At 72.7% G+C, this 25,065-nt stretch carries 27 protein-coding genes; 10 read left to right on the top strand and 17 right to left on the bottom strand.

Annotated features, from left to right (window positions below):
- Window positions 1-111: 111 nt before the first annotated feature.
- Window positions 112-639, top strand: coding sequence for a hypothetical protein (locus tag ACGF0J_RS32170; protein ID WP_393151921.1), 528 nt, complete (start codon window positions 112-114; stop codon window positions 637-639).
- A gap of 84 nt (window positions 640-723) precedes the next feature.
- On the opposite strand, the gene ACGF0J_RS32175 is transcribed toward ACGF0J_RS32170, so the two are convergent.
- The 7 genes from ACGF0J_RS32175 to ACGF0J_RS32205 all read right to left on the bottom strand — a co-directional run bounded on the left by ACGF0J_RS32175 (window position 724) and on the right by ACGF0J_RS32205 (window position 7,356).
- The gene (locus tag ACGF0J_RS32175) at window positions 724-1,800 is read right to left on the bottom strand and encodes an SPFH domain-containing protein (RefSeq protein ID WP_393151923.1); all 1,077 of its coding nucleotides are present in this window, start codon (window positions 1,798-1,800) and stop codon (window positions 724-726) included.
- A 2-nt stretch (window positions 1,801-1,802) separates the two neighbouring features.
- Entirely contained in the window at window positions 1,803-2,234 is a 432-nt protein-coding gene (locus tag ACGF0J_RS32180; RefSeq protein WP_393151925.1) for an NfeD family protein, read from the bottom strand.
- Window positions 2,235-2,308: 74 nt separating this feature from the next.
- Window positions 2,309-3,463: an Ig-like domain-containing protein gene (locus ACGF0J_RS32185; protein WP_393151927.1), complete on the bottom strand. Its 1,155-nt coding sequence runs from the start codon at window positions 3,461-3,463 to the stop codon at window positions 2,309-2,311.
- Between the two features lie 124 nt (window positions 3,464-3,587).
- Complete coding sequence (fahA, locus tag ACGF0J_RS32190; protein WP_393151929.1) at window positions 3,588-4,691, bottom strand: fumarylacetoacetase; 1,104 nt, start codon at window positions 4,689-4,691, stop codon at window positions 3,588-3,590.
- Window positions 4,688-5,467, bottom strand: coding sequence for a hypothetical protein (locus tag ACGF0J_RS32195; RefSeq protein WP_393151931.1), 780 nt, complete (start codon window positions 5,465-5,467; stop codon window positions 4,688-4,690). The genes fahA and ACGF0J_RS32195 overlap by 4 nt, the downstream gene beginning before the upstream one ends.
- Window positions 5,464-6,633 carry a homogentisate 1,2-dioxygenase gene (locus ACGF0J_RS32200; protein ID WP_393151933.1) on the bottom strand — a complete coding sequence of 390 codons (1,170 nt, stop codon included), beginning with the start codon at window positions 6,631-6,633 and terminating at the stop codon, window positions 5,464-5,466. Before ACGF0J_RS32200 ends, ACGF0J_RS32195 begins: the two co-directional genes overlap by 4 nt.
- A 93-nt stretch (window positions 6,634-6,726) precedes the next feature.
- Window positions 6,727-7,356: a helix-turn-helix domain-containing protein gene (locus ACGF0J_RS32205; RefSeq protein WP_393151935.1), complete on the bottom strand. Its 630-nt coding sequence runs from the start codon at window positions 7,354-7,356 to the stop codon at window positions 6,727-6,729.
- An 84-nt stretch (window positions 7,357-7,440) separates the two neighbouring features.
- Here ACGF0J_RS32205 and ACGF0J_RS32210 point away from each other — a divergent pair, with 84 nt between their 5' ends.
- From ACGF0J_RS32210 to ACGF0J_RS32220, 3 genes are all read left to right on the top strand, one after another.
- Window positions 7,441-8,037: a hypothetical protein gene (locus ACGF0J_RS32210; protein WP_393151937.1), complete on the top strand. Its 597-nt coding sequence runs from the start codon at window positions 7,441-7,443 to the stop codon at window positions 8,035-8,037.
- A 39-nt stretch (window positions 8,038-8,076) separates the two neighbouring features.
- Window positions 8,077-9,204, top strand: coding sequence for an NAD(P)/FAD-dependent oxidoreductase (locus ACGF0J_RS32215; RefSeq protein ID WP_393151939.1), 1,128 nt, complete (start codon window positions 8,077-8,079; stop codon window positions 9,202-9,204).
- Window positions 9,205-9,303: 99 nt separating this feature from the next.
- A complete protein-coding gene (locus ACGF0J_RS32220; protein WP_393151941.1) occupies window positions 9,304-9,795 on the top strand; it encodes a hypothetical protein in 492 nt (163 codons plus the stop codon).
- On the opposite strand, the gene ACGF0J_RS32225 is transcribed toward ACGF0J_RS32220, so the two are convergent.
- Complete coding sequence (locus tag ACGF0J_RS32225; protein WP_393151943.1) at window positions 9,787-11,064, bottom strand: MFS transporter; 1,278 nt, start codon at window positions 11,062-11,064, stop codon at window positions 9,787-9,789. The two genes, ACGF0J_RS32220 and ACGF0J_RS32225, sit on opposite strands and share 9 nt — an antisense overlap.
- A 199-nt stretch (window positions 11,065-11,263) precedes the next feature.
- On the opposite strand from ACGF0J_RS32225, the gene ACGF0J_RS32230 reads away from it, so the two are divergent.
- Complete coding sequence (locus tag ACGF0J_RS32230; RefSeq protein ID WP_393151945.1) at window positions 11,264-12,559, top strand: hypothetical protein; 1,296 nt, start codon at window positions 11,264-11,266, stop codon at window positions 12,557-12,559.
- A 97-nt stretch (window positions 12,560-12,656) separates the two neighbouring features.
- Here the strand turns inward: ACGF0J_RS32230 and ACGF0J_RS32235 are convergent, their stop codons facing one another.
- The gene (locus ACGF0J_RS32235) at window positions 12,657-14,000 is read right to left on the bottom strand and encodes an MFS transporter (protein WP_393151947.1); all 1,344 of its coding nucleotides are present in this window, start codon (window positions 13,998-14,000) and stop codon (window positions 12,657-12,659) included.
- A 70-nt stretch (window positions 14,001-14,070) separates the two neighbouring features.
- Between ACGF0J_RS32235 and ACGF0J_RS32240 the strand changes: the two genes are divergently transcribed.
- Window positions 14,071-14,694, top strand: coding sequence for a TetR/AcrR family transcriptional regulator C-terminal domain-containing protein (locus tag ACGF0J_RS32240; RefSeq protein WP_393151949.1), 624 nt, complete (start codon window positions 14,071-14,073; stop codon window positions 14,692-14,694).
- Window positions 14,695-14,797: 103 nt separating this feature from the next.
- On the opposite strand, the gene ACGF0J_RS32245 is transcribed toward ACGF0J_RS32240, so the two are convergent.
- Together ACGF0J_RS32245 and ACGF0J_RS32250 are read right to left on the bottom strand one after the other, a co-directional pair.
- The gene (locus ACGF0J_RS32245; protein ID WP_393151951.1) at window positions 14,798-15,637 is read right to left on the bottom strand and encodes an alpha/beta fold hydrolase; all 840 of its coding nucleotides are present in this window, start codon (window positions 15,635-15,637) and stop codon (window positions 14,798-14,800) included.
- Between the two features lie 18 nt (window positions 15,638-15,655).
- Window positions 15,656-15,856 carry an EF-hand domain-containing protein gene (locus ACGF0J_RS32250; protein WP_101789232.1) on the bottom strand — a complete coding sequence of 67 codons (201 nt, stop codon included), beginning with the start codon at window positions 15,854-15,856 and terminating at the stop codon, window positions 15,656-15,658.
- 142 nt (window positions 15,857-15,998) lie between these two features.
- On the opposite strand from ACGF0J_RS32250, the gene ACGF0J_RS32255 reads away from it, so the two are divergent.
- Window positions 15,999-17,669: an alpha-amylase family protein gene (locus ACGF0J_RS32255; RefSeq protein ID WP_393151953.1), complete on the top strand. Its 1,671-nt coding sequence runs from the start codon at window positions 15,999-16,001 to the stop codon at window positions 17,667-17,669.
- A gap of 4 nt (window positions 17,670-17,673) precedes the next feature.
- On the opposite strand, the gene ACGF0J_RS32260 is transcribed toward ACGF0J_RS32255, so the two are convergent.
- The 5 genes from ACGF0J_RS32260 to ACGF0J_RS32280 form a co-directional block, all read right to left on the bottom strand.
- Window positions 17,674-18,066, bottom strand: coding sequence for a VOC family protein (locus ACGF0J_RS32260; RefSeq protein WP_393151955.1), 393 nt, complete (start codon window positions 18,064-18,066; stop codon window positions 17,674-17,676).
- A 49-nt stretch (window positions 18,067-18,115) separates the two neighbouring features.
- Window positions 18,116-18,856, bottom strand: a complete 741-nt coding sequence (locus ACGF0J_RS32265; protein ID WP_393151957.1) for a cytochrome d ubiquinol oxidase subunit II — start codon at window positions 18,854-18,856, stop codon at window positions 18,116-18,118.
- Between the two features lie 10 nt (window positions 18,857-18,866).
- On the bottom strand, window positions 18,867-20,117 hold the full coding sequence (locus tag ACGF0J_RS32270) for a cytochrome ubiquinol oxidase subunit I (RefSeq protein WP_393151959.1): 1,251 nt from the start codon (window positions 20,115-20,117) through the stop codon (window positions 18,867-18,869).
- A 106-nt stretch (window positions 20,118-20,223) separates the two neighbouring features.
- Complete coding sequence (locus tag ACGF0J_RS32275) at window positions 20,224-20,892, bottom strand: response regulator (RefSeq protein ID WP_393151961.1); 669 nt, start codon at window positions 20,890-20,892, stop codon at window positions 20,224-20,226.
- A 10-nt stretch (window positions 20,893-20,902) separates the two neighbouring features.
- Complete coding sequence (locus ACGF0J_RS32280) at window positions 20,903-22,036, bottom strand: sensor histidine kinase (protein ID WP_393151963.1); 1,134 nt, start codon at window positions 22,034-22,036, stop codon at window positions 20,903-20,905.
- 57 nt (window positions 22,037-22,093) lie between these two features.
- Between ACGF0J_RS32280 and ACGF0J_RS32285 the strand changes: the two genes are divergently transcribed.
- The gene (locus tag ACGF0J_RS32285; protein ID WP_393151965.1) at window positions 22,094-22,306 is read left to right on the top strand and encodes a hypothetical protein; all 213 of its coding nucleotides are present in this window, start codon (window positions 22,094-22,096) and stop codon (window positions 22,304-22,306) included.
- 12 nt (window positions 22,307-22,318) lie between these two features.
- Here the strand turns inward: ACGF0J_RS32285 and ACGF0J_RS32290 are convergent, their stop codons facing one another.
- Entirely contained in the window at window positions 22,319-23,335 is a 1,017-nt protein-coding gene (locus ACGF0J_RS32290) for a fatty acid desaturase family protein (RefSeq protein WP_393151967.1), read from the bottom strand.
- A 113-nt stretch (window positions 23,336-23,448) separates the two neighbouring features.
- On the opposite strand from ACGF0J_RS32290, the gene ACGF0J_RS32295 reads away from it, so the two are divergent.
- Both ACGF0J_RS32295 and ACGF0J_RS32300 read left to right on the top strand, forming a co-directional pair.
- Window positions 23,449-24,396 (top strand): phosphotransferase enzyme family protein, encoded by a 948-nt coding sequence (locus tag ACGF0J_RS32295; RefSeq protein ID WP_393151969.1) that lies wholly within the window; start codon window positions 23,449-23,451, stop codon window positions 24,394-24,396.
- A gap of 74 nt (window positions 24,397-24,470) precedes the next feature.
- Complete coding sequence (locus ACGF0J_RS32300; protein ID WP_393151971.1) at window positions 24,471-24,950, top strand: DUF6790 family protein; 480 nt, start codon at window positions 24,471-24,473, stop codon at window positions 24,948-24,950.
- Window positions 24,951-25,065: the final 115 nt, after the last annotated feature.

Consider the following 25,065-nt stretch of genomic DNA (forward strand, 5'->3'; position numbering starts at 1 on the left):
TGCCACCCCCTTCAAGGTGTGGTCCACGCCCCGCAACGCGGGCAACCATGCCAAAGCCGTCGTGACGTGGGCGATCGGTCACGCTCGATGCGGCAAGAGCGAGGAGGAGTCATGAGCACGTGGGATTTCCGCGTCACCCTGAATCGGGCGCCCACGGACGAGGAGGCTGATCTGCTCTACGAGGCGGGGCTGGATGACTGTGCGGTGGCGGGCGGACCGGACGGCAGCACCTTCCTCATGTGCGACCGTGAAGCGGGCAGCCTGCTGGAGGCGATCATGTCCGTGCTCGCCCAGGTCCGGAGCGTGGAGGGGCTGTGGGCGGTCGGGGTGGATCACGACGACGCGGTGACGCTGGGCGACGCGGCGCGGCGGCACGGGAAGCGGACGCAGGCCAGCCTGCGTCAGCTCGCGGCAGGCCAGCGGGGCCCTGGCGGGTTTCCGCCGCCGCTCGTCGCGGCCGACAACATCACCGTCTACTCGTGGGGCGAGATCTCCACCTGGCTGCGGACCGCGATGGGCGACGACATCCCCGAGGTCAACCGCGACATCGCGCTGGCCGACGCGGCCGTCAAACTGGCCTGCCGGGCCAGGGCGACGCACCGCGAGACCCAGGTGCGCCGCCTGATCGAGGTCGCCTGATCCCAGTCGCCTGGTGCCCGTCCCCTGACGCAGGGCGCCTGGTTCAGGTCGACTGGCGTGGGCGTCCGGCCGGCCCGGGGCGGGTCAGCGTTCCTGGTGTGACCTGTCCCGGTCCTCGGCCAGGGTGGGGAACGGGTCCGGGGCCGACTGCGTGAGCTGGCGCGGACCGTTGGGGCTCTCCGCCTCCTGGGCGTCCGCCACCGCCTCGGCCGCGGCCTCCGCGGCCTTGGCGATCTCCTCGTCCATCTCCGCGCTCTGCGGGATCTCCTCGCGGGTGGCCGGCGACTGCGGCAGGGCCTCGGTGAACGCCTTGGAGACGCCCTGCAACGCCGAGGTCACCTCGCTCGGGATCACCCAGAACGTGTTGCCGGAGCCCTGGGCGAGCTGCGGCAGCACCTGGAGATACTGGTAGGCCAGCAGCTTCGGGTCGGGGTCGTTGCGGTGGACGGCCTGGAAGACCTGATCGATGGCCCGCGACTGGCCCTCGGCCTCCAGGATGGCGGCGGAGCGCTGGCCCTCGGCCCGCAGGATGCGGCTCTGCTTGTCACCCTCGGCGGTGAGGATCTGCGACTGGCGCTGACCTTCGGCGTTGAGGATGGCGGCCCGCTTGTCGCGCTCGGCCCGCATCTGCTTCTCCATCGCGTCCTTGATGGTCTTGGGCGGGTCGATGGCCTTGACCTCGACCCGGTTGACGCGGATGCCCCACTTGCCGGTCGCCTCGTCGAGCACCCCGCGCAACTGGCTGTTGATGGTGTCGCGAGAGGTCAGCGTCTTCTCCAGATCCATCGAACCGATCACGTTGCGCATGGTGGTGACGGTGAGCTGCTCGATGGCCTGGATGTAGTTGGCGATCTCGTAGGCCGCGGCGCGCGGGTCGGTCACCTGGAAGTAGAGCACGGTGTCGATCTCGACGACCAGATTGTCCTCGGTGATGACCGGCTGCGGGCGGAAGGACACGACCTGCTCCCGCAGGTCGATCATCGGGTAGACCCGGTCGATGTAGGGGATGACGAAGTTCAGGCCCGGCTTGAGCGTCCGGTGGTAGCGGCCCAGCCGCTCGACGTTGCGCGCCCGGGCCTGCGGCACGATCCGTACGGCCTTGAGCACGGTGAACACGGCGAAGAGGATGACGAACAGCCCGACCAGCAACAGCGGATCCATGTTCACTCCCTGGGATAGACGAGGGCTGTGGCCCCTTCGATCTCGATGACGTCGACGGTCGCCCCTGTGGGGATCACCAGGGTTTCGTCGTAGGCGCGCGCCGACCACTCCTCGCCGCCGATGCGGATCCTGCCGTCGCGCCCGGTCACCTCCGACACCACGTAGGCGGGCTTGCCCAGCAGGGCCTCCACGCCGAAGCGGCGGAGCTGCGGCTGACGGATGTGCCGCACGGCCAGCGGCCGGACCACGAACAGGCCCGCGGTCGACGACAGCGCGAAGACGAGCAACTGCAGGGGGACGGGCAGCCCGATCGCGGCGGCCGCCGCCGTGAGAAGCGCGGCGACGCCGAGCATCCCGAGAGATGCGGTGAGGGTGAAGATCTCCGCCACGCCGAGGACGAGCGCGAGGATCACCCAGATGACCCATTCATCCATGCTCCGGCCCTCCTCTTTGTACAACGGGCCTGGGACGTGATTAGTTCCCCTTTTACCTCACCGTAGCCGCGGATTCAGCGCTGCGGCAGGGGCTGCGCGGGCGTGCCGACCGCGGGGGCCGGCGGGCGCAGCGCGCTGCCCTCCAGCCACTCCTCCCACGGAAGCTGCCAGTAGCCCCAGCCGTTGTCCCATTCGAGCTCGCGGTCGGTGCCGGTGATCGTCACCGGGTCGCCGCGCAGCGATCCGGCGTAGAACCAGGCCGCCTGGTCGGGCCGGGCGTTGACGCAGCCGTGGCTGACGTTGACGCGGCCCTGGGCCCACACGTTGTCCTTGGCGTGGACGTACTCGCCGCTGTCGGAGATGCGGACCGCGTGGTCGATCAGCAGGTCGTAGTAGCCGGGGTCGCCCTTGCTGCGGCCTGGGGAGATCATGCGGACCGGGTTGCCCTTGTCCATCGTCAGGTGGACGCCGCTCGTCGTGGTGTATTCGCGGGTGGTGGCCATGCCGGCGCTGATGGCCATGCGCTGCACGACCCGGCTGTCGCGCCGGACCGTCATCTGGTGGGTGCGGGTGTCGACGGTGCTGGTCTGGGCGCGGCCGACGGTGAAGCTGAGCGAGTGGTCGGCGGTGCCGTACACGCCGGGCGCGGAGCGGACGCCGGCCAGGTGGGCGACGACCGTGACCCGCTGCCTGGCGGGCCAGAACTCCTTGGTGCGGTAGATCGCCCGTGTGTCGCCGACCCAGCGCCAGGCGCCCTCGACCGGCCGCTCGGCCCGGACCTCCAGGGCCCGTTCGACCGCCGCCTTGTCGCGCACCGGCGAGTCGAAGGTGAGGATCACCGGCATGCCCACCCCCACGGTCTCACCGGGCAACGGCACGGCCGAGACCACCCGGAACGTGCGCTGCGGTGTGCGGGTGCGAAAGCGGCCCATGGCCACCGTGGAGGGGGCGCCGGGCCGGGTGGCGGTGGCCGTCACGGTGTGCTCCGTGCCCGGCCGCAGCGCCCAGTCGGAGCGCCAGGTGGTGCGGGCCGTGTCGAGCCGGCCGGGCACCGGCCGCCCCTCGGCGTAGGCGAGGACGGTGCCGAGCGTGCCGCCGCGCGCCCGGACCACCAGGCCGCGGTCGGTGCGGGCGTTCCTGCCGTCGAACGCCGGCGACACGTGCACGGTCGGCGCAGGGGGCGCCGGCGCCCGCGCGGTGACCGATCCACAGCCGGCCGTGAGGAACACGCTCAGAACGGTGACTACAAGGGCACAGTGAACACTCACCGTGGCGCGCCGCATCTCACTCCTGCTCTCCGGGAAGGGGGAGACCAGGGTATCGGGGAGTCGCGGAGCAAGCACGCTCGGTGATCTACACGATGGTTCCGGACACCTCGCCCAAAGTGATGTCGCCGGCCGTGGCACGCAGGGTCACGGTGTCGCCGTCCTCCAGGAACGTCCTGGTCTCGCCGCTCGACAACTTGATCGGTTCGGTGCCGTTCCAGGTGATCTCGATGAGGGAGCCGCGTTCCTCGCGCCGCGGGCCGGAGATCGTGCCGCTGGCGAACAGGTCGCCGACGCGCAGCGACGCGCCGTTCACGGTCAGGTGGGCGAGCATCTGGTCCGGCGTCCAGTACATGGTCGAGTACGGCGGGCGCGAGACGACCTCGTCGTTGATCCGCACCTCCACCTCGATGTCCAGCCCCCAGTCGGCCCGCCTGCGCAGGTAGTCGAGGGGCTCGGGCTGCTGCGTCGGACCGGGGACGCGGGGCAGCGCGGCCAGCGGCGTGACCCACGGCGAGACGGACGTGGCGAACGACTTGCCGAGGAACGGCCCGAGCGGCACGTACTCCCACGCCTGGATGTCGCGGGCGCTCCAGTCGTTGAGCAGCGTCACCCCGAACACGTGGTCCTCGAACGCGCCGGCGCAGGTGCCCAGCTCGGTCGGCGTGCCCACCACGAACCCCAGCTCGGCCTCGATGTCGAGCTTGCCGGACGGCCCGAACGTGCCCGCCCGCACCTGGCCGCGCGGCCGCCTGATCGGCGTGCCGGACACCACGACCGTGCCGGCCCGGCCGTGGTAGCCGACCGGAAGATGCCGCCAGTTGGGCAGCAGCGGCTCGGAGTCGGGCCGGAAAATCCTGCCGATGTTGGAGGCGTGGTCGAGCGAGCAGTAGAAGTCGACGTAGTCGGCCACCTCGAACGGCAGGTGCATCGTCACCTGGTCGAGGGGGACCAGGTGGGACTCGACGACCGACAGGTCGGTGGTCAGCTTCTCCTGCAGCAGCGCCCTGGTGTCGTGCCAGGCCGTGCGCCCGCGGGCCATGAACGGGTTGAGCGAGGGCGCCGCGAACACCTCGTCGTGCAGCGCGGCGGCCAGGTCGAGCACCCGGTCGCCGTAGCGCACCCCCACCCGGGGCGCCTGTCCCTGCCGGGAGAAAACCCCGTAGGGCAGGTTGTCGACTCCCCAGCTCACGCGTCCTCCTCGATCAGTCCCAGTTCCTTGAGGTCGGCCACCGGCGTGGTGGTGCTGCACGAGCCGTAGCTCACCAGCAGCTCGCGGGCGCGCCTGGCCGTGTCGGCGGGCACGGACCGTGCCTGCTGCACCAGCCGGGCGGCGTCGGAGGTGCGCAGCACGGGGGCCGGGTCGCGCTGCTCGACGGCGTCGCAGACGGCGAGGACGAGGTTGAGGAACCCGTGCCGCTCGACGCCCAGCGACGGGTCGAAGTGGCGTACGGCGTGGTGCAGCCCGGCCGTGGCCTTGAACGGGATCCGCCTGTCGGCGCACGACCGGATGAACGCCGCCAGGTGCTCGACCGCCGGGAACGCGTCGCCGGTCGGGCCGCCGCAGCGCACCTTGAGTCCGACGCCGTCCGGCACGTCGCCGGGGGCCGGGCCCGCCGGCACCTCCACGAACAGCCGGACGCCGGCCGGGAGCCCGCGGGCCACGCGCCCGGCGACGACCGCCACCGGGGTGTCGTCGGCAGGTCTGATCTCGACCAGGTCCACCGGCAGGTCGTCGAAGGGCGGCAGCTCGGGCGTGTCCACGATGAGGCCGACGCGCCGGGGCACGAAGTCCTCCCGGCGCAGCCCGTCGAGGCGGCCGGTGGGGCACAGGAAGCGGTGGGTCAGCACCGCGCAGCCCCGCTCCTGGTCGCGCCGGTGGCGGGCCAGCGCGTCGTCCATGTGCAGGGACGTCGGCGGGAACAGGCCCGCGTCGTCCACCAGGGCGGTGAACAGGACGGCGCTCATCGTGACCAGGTCCAGGCGTAGCCGGGGTCCTCGCAGGCCAGCGCGGCCGGCCCGAGGTCGAGAGGGCGGAACGTGTCGACCATCACGGCCATCTCGCTCGTGGTGGTGACGCCGCGGCCGACCGCGTCGATGACCGCCTCGACCGCGCCGGGCTGCGGCCCGTGGGTGAAACCGGCCGGGTGCAGCGAGACGGATCCGACGTCGATGCCGGAGCCCTTGCGCGCGGAGTAGTCGCCGCCGACGTAGAACATGAACTCGTCGGAGTCGACGTTGTGGTGGTTGTAGGGGATCGGCACCGAGTCGGGATGGAAGTCCAGGGGGCGCGGGCAGAACGAGCAGACGACGAAGCCGGGCCCCTCGAACGTCTGGTGCACGGGCGGCGGCGCGTGCGTCTTCTTCACGATCGGCTCGAAGTCCTCGATGTTGAAGGCGTACGGGTAGAGGCAGCCGTCCCAGCCGACCACGTCGAAGGGGTGGTTGCGGTAGACGAGCCTGGTCAGGCCGCCCCGGGTGCGCACCAGCACCGGCACCTCCTCGCCTTCGGCGGTGAACGGCTCGGCGGGGGCGCGCAGGTCGCGCTCGCAGTAGGGGGCGTGCTCCAGGAACTGGCCGTATCGGGACAGGTAGCGCTTGGGCGGCCGGATGTGCCCGGCGGCCTCGATGACGAGCGCGTTGACGGGTCCGTCGGGCACCCAGCGGTGGATGGTGCCGGTGGGGACGACGATGTAGTCGCCGGGGCCCGCCTCGATCACGCCGTAGGTGGACTCGAACCGGGCCCGCCCGCTCTGGACGTACACGCACTCGTCGCCCATCGAGTTGCGGTAGAGCTCGCTGGGCCGGTCGCTGGTGGCGTACGACAACCGGACGTCGCCGTTGCCGGCCAGCGGCATGCGGCCGGACACGAGGTCGCCGGCGCTGCGCAGGTCCTGGGTGCGGAAGTGCCGGGGGGAGAGCGGCACGTTGGGCTCCAGCCGCGTCTCGGTGGCCGGGGTGACGGCCTCGGCCTTGACGATCGCGGTGGGGAGGTGGCGGTGGTACAGCAGGGACGAGTCGGACGAGAAGCCCTCCTCGCCCATCAGCTCCTCGGCGTACAGCCCGCCGTCGGGCCGCCTGAACTGGACGTGGCGCTTGCGGGGCACCTCACCCACGACACGGTAGTACGGCATCGGCCCTCCCAGTACTGTCCGTTTATCGGACGCTCACGTCCTCTATACGTAAATACCGTCGTCCATCGGGTGTTCCCTGTCAACCCAGCGCGGTCAACCCAGCGCCGCGGACAGCTCAGCGGCCGCCTCGACCACGCGCGGGCCCGCGGCCTCGTCCAACGGCCCGAACGTCACCACCCCCACCGACGCCTCCAGCCACGGCAACCCGGCCACCGGGGCGGCGATGCCCCGGGCTCCCTCCTGCAACTGCCCCTCCGTGACGAGATAGTCCGTCCGGCCGTCACGCAGCGCCAGGATCGCCCGCCCCGCCGCGCCTTTGGCCAGCGGATGCCGCGCGCCCTCCCGGTAGGCGACGTGCAGGTGAGTCCACGACGGCTCGACCACCGCCACCGCGAGCCCGTCGTCGCCCTCCGCCACGGTCAGGTGCGCGGTCGCCCCCACCTGCTCGGCCAGCCGCCGCAGCACGGGCACCGCCGCCGCGCGCAGCAGCGGCTGCACGGCCTGCGCCAGCACCAGCACCCCGAACCCGAGATGCACCCGCCCCTCGGCGTCGCGCCGGGCGAACCCCTCGCTCGTCAGCGTGGTGAGCAGCCGGTAGACCACGGGCCGGCTCAGCGACAGCTCACTGCTCAGCTCGGTCGGGGTGCGCCCGCCCTTGCCGTCGGCGAGCAGTCTCAGCAGGCGGAGCCCGCGCTCCAGCGTCTGGGCGGATTCGGCGGTCATGCACTGATTATCTATGGGTGAGCCTGAGGTGACCCTGCGCGGTGATGCGGGTACGTAGCTGGGAGGTTCGACCGAGGGGTAGGGATGCGGACACTCCTGATCGCCGCGCTGGCCGTGTGCGCCCTGCTTCCGCGCGAGCCGGGAGAGGCCGCGGCCGACGACCCGGAGCCGCCGCCCGCGTACGTGGTGGTCGACACCTTCTACGTCACCGTGGGCATCGAGGTGAAGGACCGGCTCCTGCCGTACGAGGACGACGTCGCCATCCGGCCCACCCGCCTGGCGCCCGGCGTCGACCTCGACGCGCAGGGCAACCTGCGCGGCCGGCCTCGGGCGGCGGGCTCCTTCACCGAGCCGGTCCGGCTGTGCGACGGCGCCAAGTGCGTCGAGCAGCCCGTGACGCTGCTGGTCTACGACTACGTGAGCTGGCGGCCCCGCCAGCTCACCTTCCCCGGCCGGGTGGGGGTGCCGCTCGACGGCCACATCGGCGTCGAGGGCGGCCCGGCGGGCGTGCCGCCCACGTTCACCGTGACGAGCGCCCGCACGCTGCCCCGCGGCGTCTCCATCGGCCCCGACGGCCAGGTGGGCGGCACCCCGACCACCACGGGCGTGTCCCGGGTGCCGGTGCGCATCTGCGTGGCGGGCAACTGCTCGGGCGTGGTCGTGACCCTGTTCATCGCCTGACCCTTGCGGGCGGGGGCGCGTTACGGTCACCGTGGTCCCATGAAATCGGTCATTGTGGTCGGAGCGGGCATCTGGGGCACGTCGCTGGCACTGCGGCTAACCGAAACCGGCTGGCAGGTCACGCTGGTCGAGCAGCACCAGCCCGGACACGTACGGCAGGCCAGCGCGGGGGAGACCCGGCTGCTGCGCTGCTCCCACGGCGGCGACGACTTCTACGCGCGGATGGCCTGGCGGGCGCGCGAGGGCTGGCGGCGGCTGGCGGAACGGGCCGGTGAGGAGCTGTACCACGAGGCGGGCATGCTGTGGTTCGCCGGCACGCCGGACGGCTGGGAGAGCGACAGCGCCCGGGTGCTGAAGAACCTGGACATCCCGTGCGAGGTGCTGGACCCGGCCGACGGCGCCCGGTTCTTCCCCGAGTTCCGGGGCGACGACCTCAGCTTCCTGCTCTGGGAGCCGCACGCCGGTGTGCTGCGCGCCCGGCGGGCCACCCAGGTGACCGCCCGGCTCGCGCTCGCCGCCGGGGTCCGGCTGGTGCGGGGCCGGGCCGTACCCGTGCCCGGGGCGGACGCGCCGTACGGGTGCGCGGTGGCTGTCGGCGGCGAGGTGCTGCGGGCCGACCGGGTGGTGTGGGCGTGCGGCGCGTGGCTGCCCGAGCTGTTCGACGTGCCGGTGACCGTGACCAAGCAGGACACGTTGCACTTCGCCGTGCCGGCGGCCTGGACCACTCCGGGCGTGCCCGCCTGGGTCGACTACGGGGCCTCCGCCTACGGGCACGGCGATGTGGACGGCGTCGGCGCCAAGGCCACCTCCGACGCCGAGGGCCGGCCGTACGAGCCGGAGCGCGGCGAGCGGGTCGTGGACGGCGAGAGCGTGGAGCGGATCAGGGGCTACCTGCGGCGCAGGTTCCCGTCGCTGGCGGCGGCCCCGGTGCTGTTCAGCCAGGTCTGCCAGTATCCGCTCACCCCGGACGCCGAATGGATCATCGCGGAGGCGGCTCCGGGGGTGTGGCTGCTCGGCGGCGACTCCGGGCACGGCTTCAAGCACGCCCCCGCGCTGGCCGCGTACGTGGCGGGCGTGCTCGACGGCGACCGCGAGCCGGAGGCGCGGTTCGGGCTGCATCCGCGGCTGCCCTCGCGGGGGCTGCGGACGAGCGGAGAGATCGGGTAGGGCCTGCCTTACCGGGCATTCGGGGGACGGCGGGCATGAACCGGCGGGCTGATCGGCGCAGACTTATGCCAGAGCCGATCGACCTACCGGGAGCCCGCCATGATCACCCAAGCACCCTCCACCACCCCCGCCCAGGCGTACCCGCCGCCCGTCGTACGCACCGCCGCCATGCTGTGGCTGTTCGCCGTGGCGGCCGGCGCGTTCGAGGCCACCCTGATGGTGGCGGGGGCGCTGGCGGACGGCGCCGCCTTCGCCGAACTGCTGCCCGGCATCGCGTTCCGGCTGGCCGTCTTCACAACGGCCGTCCTGCTCGCGCTGCGGCTGCGGGCGGGCGCGAACTGGGCGCGCTGGACGCTCGCCGCCACCCTGGGCGTGCTGGGCACCCTGTCGCTGGTGGTCGAGCCCGCCCGGTGGCTGCTCGACGGCGGGTCGATCGCGGCGGCGCTGGCCGAGGCCGGGGTCGTGGACCTGATGTTCATGGGCAGCCGGTCACTGCACCTGCTGGCCGTGCTCGGCGCGGTGACGCTGATGTTCCAGCCGCGGGCCAACGCCTACTTCCGCGTCCGGGCCGCGCGCGGAACGTCAGCCTGACGCGGGCGCGGACGCGGGCGCGGGGGAGGGAGGGGAGGGAGCCGTGGGGGCGCGCAGGTTGCGCACTCCCGGCGACAGCAGCGCCACCAGGGTGGACACCACGACGAGGACGCCGCAGCCGAGCAGGGCCGTCCGGGTGCCCGCCCAGTGCGCCACCGGCCCGGCCAGCATGAGTCCGATCGGCCCGAACATCAGCGATCCCAGCGCGTCGTACGAGCTGACCCGCGACAGCGACTCCGCCGGCACCTCCCGCTGCATCGTCGTCTGCCACAGCACGCCGAAGACGTCGAAGCAGACCCCCAGCACGAACGCCGCCGCCACGATCGCCCACAGCGGCGCCGCCAGGCCCAGCAGCAGGTACGGCAGCGCGGAGGGCAGGCAGAGCAGGACAGCCACGAAGATCGGGCGACTGGGCCGCACGCGCAGCGACACGGCCACCCCGGCGATCGTGCCGACGGCCTCGCCCGCCAGGAACGCCGACCACGCCGGCGCGCCGCCGAGGCTCTCCTTGGCGATGAGCGGCCCGAGCACCCCGTGACCGGCCTGGATGGCCATCACCATGACGGAGAACTGGGCGACCACCACCCAGATCCACTGTCGCGAGGAGAACTCCCGCCAGCCCTCGCGCAGGTCGCCCAGCACCGAGTGACGCTCCCCGGCGGGACGGTCCGCCCGCGTCAGCCGCAGCGCCGCGATCAGCACCCCGGCGATCGCGAACATCGCGGCGCTCGCGATCAGCGCCCATCCGCCGCCCACCAGGATCACCGTGGCGCCCCCGAGCACGGCTCCGGCCACCCGCGAGCTGTTGGCGCCGAGGCCGAGCAGCGCGTTGCCGGTCTGCAGCCGGTCGGCCGGCACCACCTCGGGGATGATGCCGGTCAGCGCGGGATACATCACCGCCATGCCGAGGCCGCTGACCGCCGCGGCCGCGGCCAGGGCCGGCAGCGGGGCCCACCCGGTGAGCAGCATCGTGCCGAGCGCGGCGAAGGCGAGCGCGTTGACCAGCTCGCTCACCATCATCACCCGGTGCCGCGGGAACCGGTCGGCGATCACCCCTCCGACCAGCATGAACAGCACCATCGGCAGCGCCTCGGCGGTGAGCACGACCGACAGCGTGGTGGCGTCGGCGCCCGGCAGCTCGTCGAGGATGCCGAACGCCAGCGCCACCGGCGCGAACGCGGTGCCCAGGACCGAGATCGTCCGCGCCGCGAGCAGCAGCGCGAACCGCCGGTCCCGCAGCAGCCCGACGTCGCGAAGAAAACCGCGCACCTGCCTGCCCCCTTTTTCGCCGAGCGGGCCCATTCTGCCGGTACGGGTGCGCGATTGTCGCCTGAATAACCGGCCGTGACAGCCCCGGCCACTCCCGGTCAGAACGGACTGACCAAAGGCGTCGATTTCATTGAACGCCATAGATCATCCGGATATTGTGCTAATTGCCCGACGATCACCCCTCGAAGTAAGGCGCCCGATGCGACTGCGGCAGATCTTCGTCCTAGGCGTGACCCTCTCCCTGCTCGGCATCGCCGCCCCCGCCTCGGCCCAGGACGATCCGCGTAGCTGCAACGACGAGCTTCCCGCCGGCACCCCGTCGTACGTGACCTGCCGCTGGCTGAACACGCCCGAGGAGGCGTTGAACGCCGTGCAGTTCTGGATGCGGAACGACGGCGAGAACATGGAGGCGGCCGCCCCGATCCCGCCGATCCTCATCAACTGCGCCGAGGACGGCAACGAGTGCACCCCCGCCGCCCCCGGCCCCGGCGACGGTGACGGCCAGTTGCACGACGTCGGCGAGCCCGACATCGAGGGCGCCGAGGACGGCGGCACGCCCGAGTGCGCCGCGGGCGAGGACTGCTACGTCAACCCGCACGGCCTCACCGCGGCCCAGGTCTCGCAGGCGGAGAAGACGGCCGCCGGCCAGACCGTCAAGACCGCGGCCGCCGCCGGCATGCGCGTCTGGGTGGACACCGAGCTGTCCGACGACTGGAAGGCCGGCAAGCTGCCCGAGGCGGCACGGAAGGTCGCCGCGGTCGCCGCGCAGGAGGGCGTCGTGGGCGTCCGGTTCGCCCGGCAGCTCGGCGTCGGCCAGACGTTCCAGAACGCCGACGAGATGGACAAGTTCGTCACCGAGGCGACGGCCGAGCTGCGCAAACTCCTGCCGGGCCGCAAGCTCGCCGCGCACACGGTCGTGCCGGTGTTCGGCTGCGGAGCCGACGAGAGCTGCAAGACCGAGGTGACCGCCAAGCACCCGCTGCTCGACCCCGACCGCATCGGCGCCTGGCTGGCCAAGGGCCTCATCGACCAGCTCGCCCTCGACAGCGGCCACCTGGCCACCACGTACACCCCATGGAAGATCGACGCCGCCACGGCGCAGCGCAACCAGTGGCTCCAGGTGCGGGCCCGCGCCTGGGACGCCTACGGCCACCTCGCCGCCGAGGACGCCGGCTTCGCCGCCGCGGGCACCTCGCAGCTCACCGCCGAGCAGGCCACCAAGGCCATCACGGAGCGCGTCGCCACGCCGCTGCAGAGCGACGCCGCCGAGACCGTCACCCTGTGGAGCCGCTGGCAGGACGCCCAGGGCCGGGTCAGCCGGATGTACGGCGAGAAGTGGGCGGCCGGCGCCACCTGGGACCAGTTCAAGAAGCTCACCGAGATCCGCCCCCGCCTGGCCACCGTCTACGACCCGGCTCACCCGGAGACCGACGCCGCCACCGACCTGAAGGCGCTGTCGGAGGTCTTCGGCCAGGTGTACGTCCACACCTCCTGACCTCGCCCTCCCACCCGGCGGCCACCCGGGAGGCCCGCCCGCTCCGCAGGGACCCGCACGTCCGGGTCTCCTCCTGGGGCGGGCCCGGCTCGGCCGGTCAGGCCGGTTCCTCCGCCGTCTGTCCCCGGGCCAGGGCGCCGTGCGTGTAGCCGAAGACGGCCGACAGCACGGCCGCGATCGCCGAGGCGGCGAAGCTCCAGCCCGCTCCGGCGCCGGACAGCACGGCCGCGCTGACCGCTCCCGCAAGGCTGCTGCCGATGACGCGGACCAGCGCGTTCACGCCGCCGGCCGCCGCCGTCTCGGCGGGCGCGACGTGTTCGACCGCCATCGTGCCGAGTGCCGCGTAGGCGAGGCCGATGCCCAGCCCCAGGACGGTCGCGGCCCCGTACAGGTCGGCGGAGCCTCCATGCGAGACGCTCAGCCACAACGTGGCCACGGCCACCAGCGACGACCCGGCGCCGACCAGTGACGACGCGGAGAACCTGCGCATCAGGCGGCCGGCCGACAGCGATACCGCCAGCATGAGCAGCGCGGTCGGCAGCAGGTACAGGCCGACCTGGAGCACCGAGGCGCCCAGCGTGCCCTGAGCCACGGACGACAACGTGGTGATGGTGCCGAACAGCGCGAACCCGATCAGCAGCGACGCCACCGTCGCGCCCACCGTCGCGCGGTGCAGCAGCATGGAGATCTCGATCAGCGGCGAGGGGGTGCGGCGGGCCGTCGTCACCCAGGCGGCCACCAGCGCGGCGCAGGCCGCCAGCAGCCCCAGGGTGGGCGCGGAGGTCCACCCCCAGGACGCGCCCTTGCTGATGGCGAGGAGCAGGCACACCAGCCATCCCGTCACCAGCGCCGCGCCGGCGAGGTCGGGACGGCCGCCGGGCGCGGGCCGGACGGGCTCGGGGACGAGCAGGGCCACCAGGGCGAGCGCGACGGCGCCGAGGGCGGCGAGAATCCAGAACAACGCCTGGTAGGTGCCGCCGACCAGACCCGCCAGGATCATGCCGGCTCCGCTGCCGACTCCCATCATGGCGCTCAGCACGCCGATGGCCGTGGGCAGCAGCGCGCGGGACACGCGCTGCCTGACGATGCCCATGGCGAGCGGCAGCAGGGGCGCGGCCATGCCCTGCAGCACCCGTCCGGCGATGACGAGGGGGAGCGTGGTGGCCATGGCGCTGAGCAGCGAGCCGGTCACGAGCAGGCCGAGGGCCGCCAGGGCGACGGGACGCCTGCCGTACAGGTCGCCGAGGCGGGCCAGCAGCGGGATGGCGACCGCGCCGGACAGCAGTGCGGCGGTGAGCGTCCAGGAGGCGGAGGTGAGGGGGACGGCGAGCTGTCGTTGCAGCACGGGGAGCATCGGCACGACGGCGGTCATCTGCAGGGTGCCCACGGCCACGGCGAACGCGAGAACCCCGACGGCCGTCCACGGGGACTTTTCGTACATGTATAGAAAGTAACATGGCAGGATGGCGGCGCGGACGGGACGACCCCCGAAGATCCACAGAGCGGACATCGTGTCCGCTGCCCACCGCATCATCGAGGCGGAGGGCCTGCCGGGCCTGACCATGCGCAGGCTCGCCCGCGAGGTGGGCGCCACGCCGATGGCCCTCTACCATCACGTCCACGACAAGGACGAACTGCTCCGGCTGCTCCTCGACGACTACGCGGCCGGCGTGCCGAGGCCAGAGCCGCCGGGCGGCTCCGCCGATCCGGCCGAGCACGTCGTGGCCGCCGCCGTCGCCATGCGCGACGCGCTGGCCGGCGTGCCGTGGATCGTCGAGGTGCTCAGGGCCGACGACCTGATGTCCGTCCACGCGCTGTGGTACCCCGAGACGATCATCGACGCCGCCGTGCGGGCCGGGCTGACCCCGGAGGCCGCCGTGGACCTGTACCGGATCATCTGGCACTACACGGCGGGCGAGATCGCCGCGCGGGCGGCCGCCGCGCGGCAGCGGGCGGACGGCCGGGCGACCTACCGCAGCCGGGTCTTCGCCGACCTCGACGCGGCCGAACTCCCGCACCTCGCCGCGCTGGGCGAACGCTGGGAGGAGCTGACCGCCCGCGACACCTACGACAAGGGCGTCCGGGCCATCGTGCGCGGCCTGCTCGCGGGTCCGCCTGCCGCCCCCAGGCCGTAGTGGCGTCCCGGCCCACGGTCAGCCGGGCCTGCGGTCAGCCGGGCGGACAGCCGCCGGGCAGACGGGCGGACGGACGGACGGGGCGCCGGGTGGACTCGGCCGGTCAGCCGAGGAACGTCGCGGTCGCCGTCACGAACGCGCCGGCGTCGTCGAGCCACGGGAAGTGGCCCGCCCCGGGCTGGACGACGAGCGTGGCCGCCGGGAACAGCGCGGCGAACTCGGCCACGGCACCGGGCGGCGTGTTGAGGTCGAGCTCTCCGGCCAGCAGGAACACGGGCGCGTCGAGGGCGGCCAGCGCCGCGCGCGTCGCCTCCGGGTCGAAGGCGCCCTCGGCTCCGTGGACGGCGGCGGCCGTGTCGTTCCGGCGGCCCTCCTGGGCGGCATGGTGCGCCTGTGCCGCCGCGTCCCACCGGCCGTAGAGGAAGGGGGTGACGGCCTGCCAGGCGGCGTCGGTGGCCTCGCCGGCCACGATCGCCTCCAGCGCCGCGAAAGCCGGTCCGAACCAGGGCTCGTCCGCGCGCAGCCGCGCCGTCTCCATGCGGGCCCGGCCGGTGATCTCGACGGCGACGGCCCTGGTGCTAGGCGTGATCAGGGCCAGCCTGCTGACGCGTTCGGGATGCCGGGCGGCGTACAGGACCGCGAGGTTGGCGCCGGCGCAGTGGGCGAGCAGGTCGAGCCGGTCGAGCCCCAGGTGCTCGCGCAGCGCCTCGACGTCGGCCACGAGCCGGTCGCAGCGGTAGGAGGCGCTGTCCTGCGGAGTCGCCGACCGGCCGGTGCCCCGGGGGTCCGGCAGGACCAGCCGCCGGTGCGCCCCCAGGCCGCCGAGGTCGCCGAGGTAGTCGGCGTCCTGCATCGGACCGCCCGGCAGGCAGACCACCGGGCTGCCCGCGCCGAGCGCGCGGTAGGCGAGGACGGTGCCGTCGGGCGCGGAGTAGACGTTCATGGTGAGGATCGTGTCAGCTCAGTCGCGCAGGAACGAGCCGAACTCCTCCAGGTCGATCAGCCCGTCGCCGTCCTGGTCCAGCCTGGCCACCCCGGCCTGGGCGCGCTCCAGCGTGATCGGCTGGCCGAGGGCCTCCATCAGCCGGACCAGTTCCTCGGCCGAGATGCGGCCGTCCTTGTCGGCGTCGATGAGGTCGAAGGTGATGGCGTGGTCGCTCATGATCGCCCTTCCGTGGGGGTCCGTGTCGGTCAGACCATAGTGGGGTTCTGTCACAGCGTGATGATGAATGCCCCGAGCACCGGAGATATATCACGACAAGCGCCGGGGGCATGCGGGCGCGTCCGCGGGGTAGCGGGCTGCGATGCGACTGACCTATACGTCGGATCTGTGGTGGAAGAACGCGGTCATCTACTGCCTGGACGTGGAGACGTTCAAGGACGGCAACGGCGACGGAGTCGGCGACTTCCGCGGCCTGACGCAGGAGATCGACTACCTGGCCGGGCTCGGCGTGACGTGCCTGTGGCTGATGCCGTTCTTCCCGACCCCGGGCAAGGACGACGGCTACGACGTCACCGACTTCTACAGCGTGGACCCGCGGCTGGGGACGCTCGGTGACTTCGTGGAGTTCATGCGCACCGCGCACGACCGCGGGCTGCGCGTCATCGCCGACCTCGTCGTCAACCACACCTCCGACCAGCACCCGTGGTTCCAGGAGGCGCGCTCCAGCAAGGAGTCGCCGCTGCGCGACTGGTACGTCTGGTCGGACGTGCCGGAGCCGGACGACAGGAGCCAGATCGTCTTCCCCGACAAGGAGGACAGCGTCTGGGAGCTCGACGAGAAGACGGGCCAGTACTACCTGCACAGCTTCTACCGTCACCAGCCGGACCTGAACGTGGCCAACCCGGCCGTGCGCGACGAGATCGCCCGGGTGCTCGGCTTCTGGATGGAGCTGGGGCTGTCGGGGTTCCGGGTGGACGCGGTGCCGTACCTCATCGAGAACGTCGATCCGAAGCTGGCCGACCCGCATGACTTCCTGGCCGACCTGCGGGCGTTCATGACGCGGCGCAAGGGCGACTCGGTGCTGCTCGGTGAGGTCAACGTGCCGTACGAGGAGCTGGTGACCTACTTCGGCGAGGGGCTCGGCGACCAGGTCACCATGTGCTTCGACTTCATCGGCATGCAGCGCGCCTGGTTGTCGCTGGCCCGGGGCGAGGCCGAGCCGCTCGCCTCGGCGCTCAGGGAACGGCCGCGGCCGCCCAAGGACTGCCAGTGGGCCACGTTCCTGCGCAACCACGACGAGCTGACCCTGGACAAGCTCACCGAGGAGGAGCGCCAGGAGGTCTTCCAGGCGTTCGGCCCGGAGAAGGACATGCAGGTGTTCGGCCGGGGACTGCGCCGGCGGCTGCCGCCGATGCTGGGCGGCGACCTGCGGCGGATCAAGATGGCCTACAGCCTGCTGTTCTCGCTGCCGGGCACGCCGGTCCTGTTCTACGGCGAGGAGATCGGCCTGGGCGAGGACCTGGAGGCCGAGGGCCGGATGGCCGTCCGGGTGCCGATGCAGTGGTCACCCGACGGCGGGTTCGGCCGGGGCGAGCCCGAACGGGCCATGCCGGACGGCCCGTTCGGCCCGCGACGGGTGAACGTGGCCGACCAGAAGCGCGACAACGCCTCGCTGCTGCGCTGGATCCAGTTGCTGATCGAACGCTACCGGGAGTGCCCCGAGCTGGCGTGGGGCTCCTGCACGGTGCTGGACGCCGGGCACCCGGCCGTGCTGGCGCACCGCTGCGACGTCGACGGCGCCACCGTGGTGATCGTGCACAACCTGTCGGACACCGCCCAGGAGGCCGGTCTGACGCTGGACGGCCTCGACGGCTGCCTGCTGACCGACCTGCTGGCGGACGGGACGACGGAGGTGCCGGACGGCGGGAGGGTGTCGCTGCCGCTGGGGCCGCACGGCTGCCGCTGGCTGCGCGCCTCCGCGCCGGAGGTGCCGCCGGAGGACGCCTCGGCCAAGTGGGAGCACTCCCGCTGACGCGTCAGCCGTCCAGCTCCTCGAACAGAGTGAGCTGCAGCCCGGCCGGTCCCTCCAGGCGGGAGTTGAGCGAGTTCCACGGGGTGCGCGTCGGCTCGGCCACCACCGTCGCCCCGGCCCCGGCCAGCCGGGCCGTCGTCTCCGTGGAGTCGTCCACCTCGAACGCCACCCGGATGTGGCCGGCCACCCTGCGGCCCACCTCCACGTCGTCGATGAAGGCGGCGTGGGGCGGGTCGGTGATCTCCAGGGTGGCCCTGCCCGCCTCCAGGATCGTCACCCGGCCGCCCTCGGAGGCGAACGCGGCCCGCTGGGGCAGGCCCAGCGTGTCGCGGTAGAAGGCCAGCGCCTGCTCGTAGTCCTCGGCCGTCACGACCAGCCGTAGTTCGCGTACCGTCATGCCGGTCACAGCACCCGCGCGGGCTCCGCGCATTCCCCGGGCCCGTCGCTCACAGGTAGGACGGACCGGTCACGCGGTGCCGGAACGTCCACCACACCCATGCCTGGGAGGCGACCAGCAGCGGGATCAGCGCGAGGACCACCGGCGTCAGGAACGCCGCCGTGGGCCCGGCCGTCAGCGGCAACCGCGCGCCGGCCAGCACGCCGACCACCACGAACGCGCCGGCGGTGAGGACGTAGGTGCGGGCCTCGCCGGCGCCGCCGGACAGCACGGCCGCCCGGCGGCGCAGCTCGCCGCGCAACCGCAGCGTGGCGAAGGCCAGCCCGTGCACGGCGAACAGCGCCGCCGCCAGCAGCGCGGGCAGCGCGGCGACGGGCCCGTGGAGGCCGAGCAGCACCTCGCCCAGCAGCGCGCCCCAGCTCAGCGCCAGCCCCCAGCTCCCGGCGACGACCGCGCCGTCCCAGCACAGCCGCCAGCGCGCGCCCGGCAGGCGCCCGCGCAGCCACAGCCCCATGTCGCGCACCACCCACGCCACCAGCAGGGCGACGAACACTCCGTAGTTGTGGTGCAGCAGCTCGGCCTCCAGCTCGGGGAACATCCCGGCGAGCACGCCGGCGGTGGCGACCAGCCACACCTCGTTGCCGAGGAAGAACGGCGCGATGGCGGCGATCACCTCGCGTCGCTCGCCGCCGGAGCGGCCCAGGTACGGCAGCAGCATGCCGACCCCGATGTCGGCCCCGGCCAGCACGAGGTAGCCGAGCGCGAAGAAGGCCAGGACGAAGATCTCCATGACGGGCTCCTCAGAAGGTCAGGGCGGGAGAGGGGGCCTCGATCGGGCGGTCGCCGAGCGCCGCCGCGTCGGGCCCGCGGCGGGCGGTCCTGGCCAGCAGCCAGTAGTTGATGACGATGAGCACGGCGAACACCGTCACGAACGCGGCCAGCGAGAACCGCACCTGCCCGTCGGTGACGGGCGACATCGCCTCGGCCGTCGTCAGCAGGCCGTACACGGCCCAGGGCTGACGGCCCATCTCGCGGAAGATCCAGCCCGCGATCATCGCCACGAACGGCAGCGGGATCATCGCGGTCAGCAGCCAGTGCCACAGCCGGAACCCGTGCACCACCGGCCGGGCCAGCATGAGCAGGAAACTCGCCCCGCAGAAGAACAGCAGCACGGCGAAGACCAGCATCATCGTCATGCCGCCGGCCTGCACCCACGCGACGGGCGGCAGGTAGTCGCCGGGCCCGTGCGTGGCGGCCAGCTCGGCCTGCGCCGCGGCCAGCCCGGCGGTGTCGCGCGTCCACGCGGCCGCCTTGGCGGGCTGCAGCGTCTGGAAGCCGAGGCCGCCGAACGTCGCCGTGAACAGCGTCGCGGGCAGCGCCACCGCGATCCCGATGCGCAGCGACTTGCGGAAGAAGTCCTGCTCGGTGGTGCGCCCGCGCAGGTGGTAGGCGCTCACGCCGGCCATGAAGACCCCGCCCACGATCATCGCGCCGCCGAGCACGTGGAAGAAGGCGACCTGGGCGGCCGGGTTGGCCACCAGCGCGCCGAAGTCGGTCATCCGCAGCCGGTCGCCGTCCACGACGTACCCGACGGGGTTCTGCAGGAAGCCGTTCGAGATCATGATCCAGAACGCCGAGGCGTAGGCCGTCAGCGTGACCACCCAGATCAGCGCCAGGTGCGCCCAGCGGTTGAGCTTGTTCCAGCCGAAGATCCACAGGCCGAGGAAGGTGGACTCGACGAAGAAGGCGACCAGCGTCTCCAGCGCCAGCGCGGCGCCGAACAGGTTGCCCGCGTACTCCGTCAGCCCGCTCCACGACAGCCCGAGCTGGAACTCCATCACCAGGCCGGTGACGATGCCCATGGCGTAGTTGATGATGTAGAGCTGGCCCCAGAACCTCGTCATCCGCTCGTGCACGGGATTGCCGGTGACCGTCGCCCAGGTCTGGATGACGGCCACCAGCGTCACGAGGCCGAGGGTCAGCGCGACGAACAGGAAGTGCGCCCCGGCGGTGAGCGCGAACTGCAGCCGGGCGAGGTCCACGGTTTCCATGCCACCGAGCATGGGGTGGCGGCCCGCTCCGCCGCGTCAGCCGGAGGTGGGCATCCGGATACGACTCCGGTGTCATCCGGCCGCCGGGCGTACATCCCCGGGTGTATCAGGAACCGAGCCAGCCGGGGGTGATCATGCCGGCCTCGTAGGCGAACACCACGAGCTGGGCCCGGTCGCGGGCGCCCAGCTTGGTCATGATGCGGCTGACGTGCGTCTTGGCCGTGGCGGGGCTGAGGACCAGCCGTTCGGCGATCTCGTCGTTGGACAGGCCGCCCCCGACGAGCGTCATGACCTCCCGCTCGCGCTCGGTCAGCGCGTGGAGCCGGGGGCTCGGGTCGGGTCGCTTGACCCGGCCGGCGAACTCCGCGATCAACCGGCGGGTGATCGACGGCGCGATGAGCGCGTCACCCCTGGCCACGACCCGGACGGCGTGGATCAGCTCGGCGGGCTCGGTGTCCTTGACGAGGAAGCCGCCCGCGCCGGAGCGCAACGCGCCGTAGACGTAGTCGTCGAGGTCGAACGTGGTCAGAATGATCACTCTGACCTGGTCGAGGCGGGGGTCTGCGACGATCCGACGGGTCGCCTCCAGGCCGTCCAGCTCGGGCATCCGGATGTCCATGAGCACCACGTCGGGGCGCAGCTCGCGGGCCCTGGCCACGGCCTGCTCGCCGTTGGCGGCCTCGGCCACCACCTCGATGTCGTCCTCGTCGCTCAGGATGGACCGGAATCCGGCGCGGACGAGGGTCTGGTCGTCGGCGAGCAGTACGCGGATCATCGGGCTCCGATCACTGGGGGCGTGCGGGGGCGGGCAGGGGGAGCTCGGCCACGACGCGGAAGCCGTTCCCGGGGCGGGGGCCCGCCTCCAGCGTGCCGCCGAGCGCGGCGGCACGCTCGCGCATGCCGCGCACCCCGTAGCCGCTCCCTTCGGTGTACGTCGCTCCGGGGCCGTCATCCTCCACCCGGATCACGATATGTCCGGAGTCGCTGGTGATGCTCAGGGTGGCCTCGGCGGTGCCCGAGTGCCGCGAGACGTTCGTCAGCGCCTCGCGGATGATCCGGGCCGCCGCCAGGTCCACCTCGGTGGGCAGCGCGTCGAGCGGCCCGGACACCTCGGTCGTCACCCGCAGGCCCGTCGCCGCCACCAGCTCGCCCAGCCGGGCCAGGCTGTCGCTGGGCGCGGTCGGCGCGTCCTCGTCCACCTGCCGCAGCACGCCGAGCGTGGTGCGCAGCTCGCGCAGCGTCTCCTTGCTGGTGTCCTTGATCGTGCGCAGGGCCGCCTCGGCCTTCTCCGGCCGCTTGTGCAGGCCGTGCAGCGCGGCGGCGGCCTGCACGTTGATCATCGAGATGTTGTGCCCGATCACGTCGTGCAGCTCCCGCGCGATGCGCAGCCGCTCCTCGCCGGCCCGCCGCCTGGCCTCCTCCTCCTTGGTGTGCTCGGCGTCGTGCGCGCGGCGTTCGGCCTCCTGGAGGTAGGCGCGGCGGTTGCGGGTGACGCCGCCGAAGGCGATGCAGGCCACGATCCAGCCGGTGATGGCCAGGAACATGCTGTCGTCCACGTGCCGGATCCCGCCGGTCTCGCCGACGGCCATGGCCAGCACCGAGACACCGCCGGTCGCGATGGCGGCGACGAGGTGACCCCGGTCGGCCGCGGTGTAGAGGGCGAGGAACGACAGGACGATCAGTGGGCCGTCGTAGCCGGCGAACCGGTAGTAGACGTCGACCGCCGCCACCACGAGGATCAGCGCCGCCAGGGGGAAGCGCTCACGCAACAGCGTGCCTGCCGCCGCCACCAGCGGCAGGACGACGTCGAGAACGTTCGGGGCGCGGCCGGGGGTGAGCAGCGCGGCGACGACCGTGCCGGCCAGCACCATGACCACCGCCGCGAACGAGACGATCGTGGTGGTCGGCAACCCGCGCATGCGCCCATTGTGCCCGGCCGCGGGTGCGCCCGGCCCACTCGTGGGTAGGGGCCGGGAATGAGCACAGACGATGAGCTGCGACAGGTCGAAGAGGATCTGGCCAGGTTGCGGGCCCAGAACAAGGAGGTGCGCGAGCAGATCGGCGATATCGGCGCCACCGACCAGATCGAGGTCGGCGCGATGATCGCGATGGCCGACGAGCAGCAACAGTTGATCGCCGACCTGGAACTGCGCCGTGACGAGTTGCGGCGGCGGCTCACCCAGAGCTGAGTCCGCCGGCGGTCAGGCGCGCAGCGCCGCGCCCACCTCGTGCAGGTGCCGCAGCGCCTGGCCGTACGACTCGACCAGACCCGTCTGCAGGTAGCTGACGCCGATCTCCTCGCAGTAGCGCTGGACGATCGGCTGCGCCCGTCGCAGGTTGGGCGCCGGCATGTTCGGGAACAGGTGGTGCTCGATCTGGTAGTTGAGCTGGCCCAGCAACACGTCGGTGACCAGCCCGCCGCGCACGTTGCGCGACGTCAGCACCTGCTTGCGGAGGAAGTCGAGCTTGTCCTCCTTGGTCAGGACCGGCATGCCCTTGTGGTTGGGCGCGAACGTGGAGCCCAGGTAGACGCCGAACAGGCCCTGGTGCACCAGCAGGAACACCAGCGCCTTGTCCCAGGACAGCACGGTGAAGACCGCGCCGAGATAGAGCGCGGCGTGCGCCACCAGCAGCGCCCCCTCCACGGGCCGGCGCTTCGTCGTCGGGTCGGCCAGCGCCTTGAAGCTGGCGATGTGCAGGTGCCAGCCCTCCAGCGTGAGCAGCGGGAAGAACAGGACCGCCTGCCACCTGGCGACGAACCGCGGCAGGCCGCTGCTCCGCCTCGCCTGGTCGGTGGACCAGACGATCACCGCGGGGGACACGTCGGGGTCGTGGTCCTCGTGGTTGGGGTTGGCGTGGTGGCGGTTGTGCTTGGTGTTCCACCAGCCCCAGCCGAGGCCGATGCAGAGATTGCCGATCAGCAGCCCGACCACGTCGCTGGGCCGGCGGGTGCGGAAGACCTGCCGGTGTCCCAGGTCGTGGCCCAGGAACCCGAGCTGAGTGAAGATCACGGCGAGTGGCACGGCCACCAGGATCTGCAGCCACGAGTCTCCGACCCACCAGAAGAGCGCCCAGCAGCCGGCGAAGGCCGCGAGGACCAGGCTCAGCCGTACCGCGTAGTAGACGGGGCGCCGGTCGAGCAGACCGGCGTCATGGATCTTCCTGGCCAGCCGGGCGAAGTCGCTGCCTCGGGCCTCCAGCGTTACGGGCTCTGCCACTGGTCTCCTTCACGTTGCGATGTCTACGCTGTCGGTCCAACCCTGGCGCATTCTCCGCGCCCGCGGTAGCTCGCCACGGCAACCAGCCCGGCGGGCTCGCTACGCTGGCACGTGTGATCGACGACGACGAGCCGCCGGCCGCCACGGTGTTCCAGGTCGTGGCCGAGGTGTGGGGCGTGACGGGCCAGGCCGAGCGGCTGAGCGGAGGCGAGGAGTCGGCCGCCTACCGGCTGGGTGACCACGTGGTCAGGATCGGCCCGGCGGGCCACGACCCGGCGGAGGCGCGGTGGTGCCACGCCGTCGCGCTCTTCGCCGCCCGCCTGCTGCCGGAGGCCGTCGCCCCGCTGCCCGCCCCGCTACCTGACCCGCTGTCCGCCCCCCTGGCTGACCGGCTGGCTGACCCGCTGCCCGTCCCCGCCGGCACGACGCTCGTCCAGGTGGCCGGCCACCCGGTGTCCGTCTGGCCGTACGCGGCGGGCGCCCCCCTCGACGCCGAACCGTCCGCCGCCGAGCTGGTGGGCGGCGCGCGGCTGCTCGCCCGCCTGCACCGCGCCCTGGCGGACCTGCGCCCGCCGCCCCGCCCACGGCCCGCCTTCCAGGAGACCGGCCTGTACGGCGAGCCGCCCGCCGACGCCCCCGAACTGGCCGATCCGGAGCTGGACCGCTGGCTGGCGGCCTTCCACGCCGCCCACCCGGCGCGTCACCCGCTGCACGGCGACTACCACACCGGCAACGTGCTGTTCCGGCACGGCGCCCCCGTCGCGGTGCTCGACTGGGACGAGGCGTTCACCGGCGCCCCCGAGGTGGAGCTGGCGGCCGCCGCGGCTGAATGGGGCGAGTACGAGCCCGGCCCGGCCAAGGAGTTCGTGGCGGCCTACCACGAGGCCGGCGGGACGGCCGGCGAGCTGGACGACGAGACGCTGGCCCAGCTAGTCCGGCACAAGATCCGCCGCGAGTGCGCGTACTTCCACAAGGCCGCCGGCAGGGGCGACGCGCACGACGAGGACGACCTCGCCTACCACCACGCCCGGCTCGCCCTGTTCCGCGACCTGCGCCCCTGAGCCCGCGCGGCGGATCGGGGACACACCGGCACGGGGTCCGCGGTGATCGGGCGAACCGTTCCTAGGGTGCGGCCATGGGCTTCTTCGTGGTCACCTTCCTGGGGCTGGTGGCCGGTGCGCTGGTGCATCCGCTCGTCGATCGCGCGCCGACGCGGCGCACCCGCCGCCGCGTCGTCGAGCTGGCGCTGCTGTGGTTCGTGGCGGGGGGCGGGGTGCTGGGCATCATCGGCGGGCTGTCGCACATCGGCCCGTACGCGCCGGAGGTGGCCGACAGCATCGGGTTCGCGCACAGCCCGTTCCAGTGGGAGGTGGGCTGGGCGGACATCGCCGTCGGCCTCATCGGCCTCCTCAGCATCTGGAACCGAGGCTCGTTCATGACCGCCGCCGTCATCGCGATGGCCGTCCTTTACTGGGGTGACGCGGTCGGCCACGTCATGCAGTGGGTCGCGCACGGCAACACGGCCCCGAACAACGTCTGGACCATCCCCACCGACATCCTGCAGCCGCTGGTCGCGGTCGTCCTGCTGGTCGCGTACCGGCGGTCGCCCGGCTAGGCGGGATCTCCTTCGCGGGGAGCGGCGGAGTCGTCGTCTCGGGTGGCCGGTGCGAGCTCCGCCCGTGGAAGGCGGACAGGCCGCCGCGTCCTCGTCGACCAGCCGCCGCTCCCGG

The organism is Nonomuraea sp. NPDC047897 (assembly GCF_043204415.1).
In the GTDB taxonomy this organism is placed as follows: Bacteria; Actinomycetota; Actinomycetes; order Streptosporangiales; family Streptosporangiaceae; genus Nonomuraea.

Bases quoted from the DNA above. Each gene is read 5' to 3' on its own strand.
- ACGF0J_RS32280 (WP_393151963.1), bottom strand. From the start codon at position 22,036: ATGCGCGGGTTGCCGACCACCACGATCGTCTCGTTCGCGGCGGTGGTC.
- ACGF0J_RS32205 (WP_393151935.1), bottom strand. From the start codon at position 7,356: ATGACCGCCGAATCCGCCCAGACGCTGGAGCGCGGGCTCCGCCTGCTG.
- ACGF0J_RS32175 (WP_393151923.1), bottom strand. From the start codon at position 1,800: ATGGATCCGCTGTTGCTGGTCGGGCTGTTCGTCATCCTCTTCGCCGTG.
- ACGF0J_RS32220 (WP_393151941.1), top strand. From the start codon at position 9,304: ATGATCACCCAAGCACCCTCCACCACCCCCGCCCAGGCGTACCCGCCG.
- ACGF0J_RS32255 (WP_393151953.1), top strand. From the start codon at position 15,999: ATGCGACTGACCTATACGTCGGATCTGTGGTGGAAGAACGCGGTCATC.
- ACGF0J_RS32285 (WP_393151965.1), top strand. From the start codon at position 22,094: ATGAGCACAGACGATGAGCTGCGACAGGTCGAAGAGGATCTGGCCAGG.
- ACGF0J_RS32300 (WP_393151971.1), top strand. From the start codon at position 24,471: ATGGGCTTCTTCGTGGTCACCTTCCTGGGGCTGGTGGCCGGTGCGCTG.
- ACGF0J_RS32210 (WP_393151937.1), top strand. From the start codon at position 7,441: ATGCGGACACTCCTGATCGCCGCGCTGGCCGTGTGCGCCCTGCTTCCG.
- ACGF0J_RS32265 (WP_393151957.1), bottom strand. From the start codon at position 18,856: ATGGAGATCTTCGTCCTGGCCTTCTTCGCGCTCGGCTACCTCGTGCTG.
- ACGF0J_RS32170 (WP_393151921.1), top strand. From the start codon at position 112: ATGAGCACGTGGGATTTCCGCGTCACCCTGAATCGGGCGCCCACGGAC.
- ACGF0J_RS32270 (WP_393151959.1), bottom strand. From the start codon at position 20,117: ATGGAAACCGTGGACCTCGCCCGGCTGCAGTTCGCGCTCACCGCCGGG.
- ACGF0J_RS32275 (WP_393151961.1), bottom strand. From the start codon at position 20,892: ATGATCCGCGTACTGCTCGCCGACGACCAGACCCTCGTCCGCGCCGGA.
- ACGF0J_RS32260 (WP_393151955.1), bottom strand. From the start codon at position 18,066: ATGACGGTACGCGAACTACGGCTGGTCGTGACGGCCGAGGACTACGAG.
- ACGF0J_RS32250 (WP_101789232.1), bottom strand. From the start codon at position 15,856: ATGAGCGACCACGCCATCACCTTCGACCTCATCGACGCCGACAAGGAC.
- ACGF0J_RS32245 (WP_393151951.1), bottom strand. From the start codon at position 15,637: ATGAACGTCTACTCCGCGCCCGACGGCACCGTCCTCGCCTACCGCGCG.
- ACGF0J_RS32200 (WP_393151933.1), bottom strand. From the start codon at position 6,633: ATGCCGTACTACCGTGTCGTGGGTGAGGTGCCCCGCAAGCGCCACGTC.
- ACGF0J_RS32235 (WP_393151947.1), bottom strand. From the start codon at position 14,000: ATGTACGAAAAGTCCCCGTGGACGGCCGTCGGGGTTCTCGCGTTCGCC.
- ACGF0J_RS32195 (WP_393151931.1), bottom strand. From the start codon at position 5,467: ATGAGCGCCGTCCTGTTCACCGCCCTGGTGGACGACGCGGGCCTGTTC.
- ACGF0J_RS32215 (WP_393151939.1), top strand. From the start codon at position 8,077: ATGAAATCGGTCATTGTGGTCGGAGCGGGCATCTGGGGCACGTCGCTG.
- ACGF0J_RS32230 (WP_393151945.1), top strand. From the start codon at position 11,264: ATGCGACTGCGGCAGATCTTCGTCCTAGGCGTGACCCTCTCCCTGCTC.
- ACGF0J_RS32180 (WP_393151925.1), bottom strand. From the start codon at position 2,234: ATGGATGAATGGGTCATCTGGGTGATCCTCGCGCTCGTCCTCGGCGTG.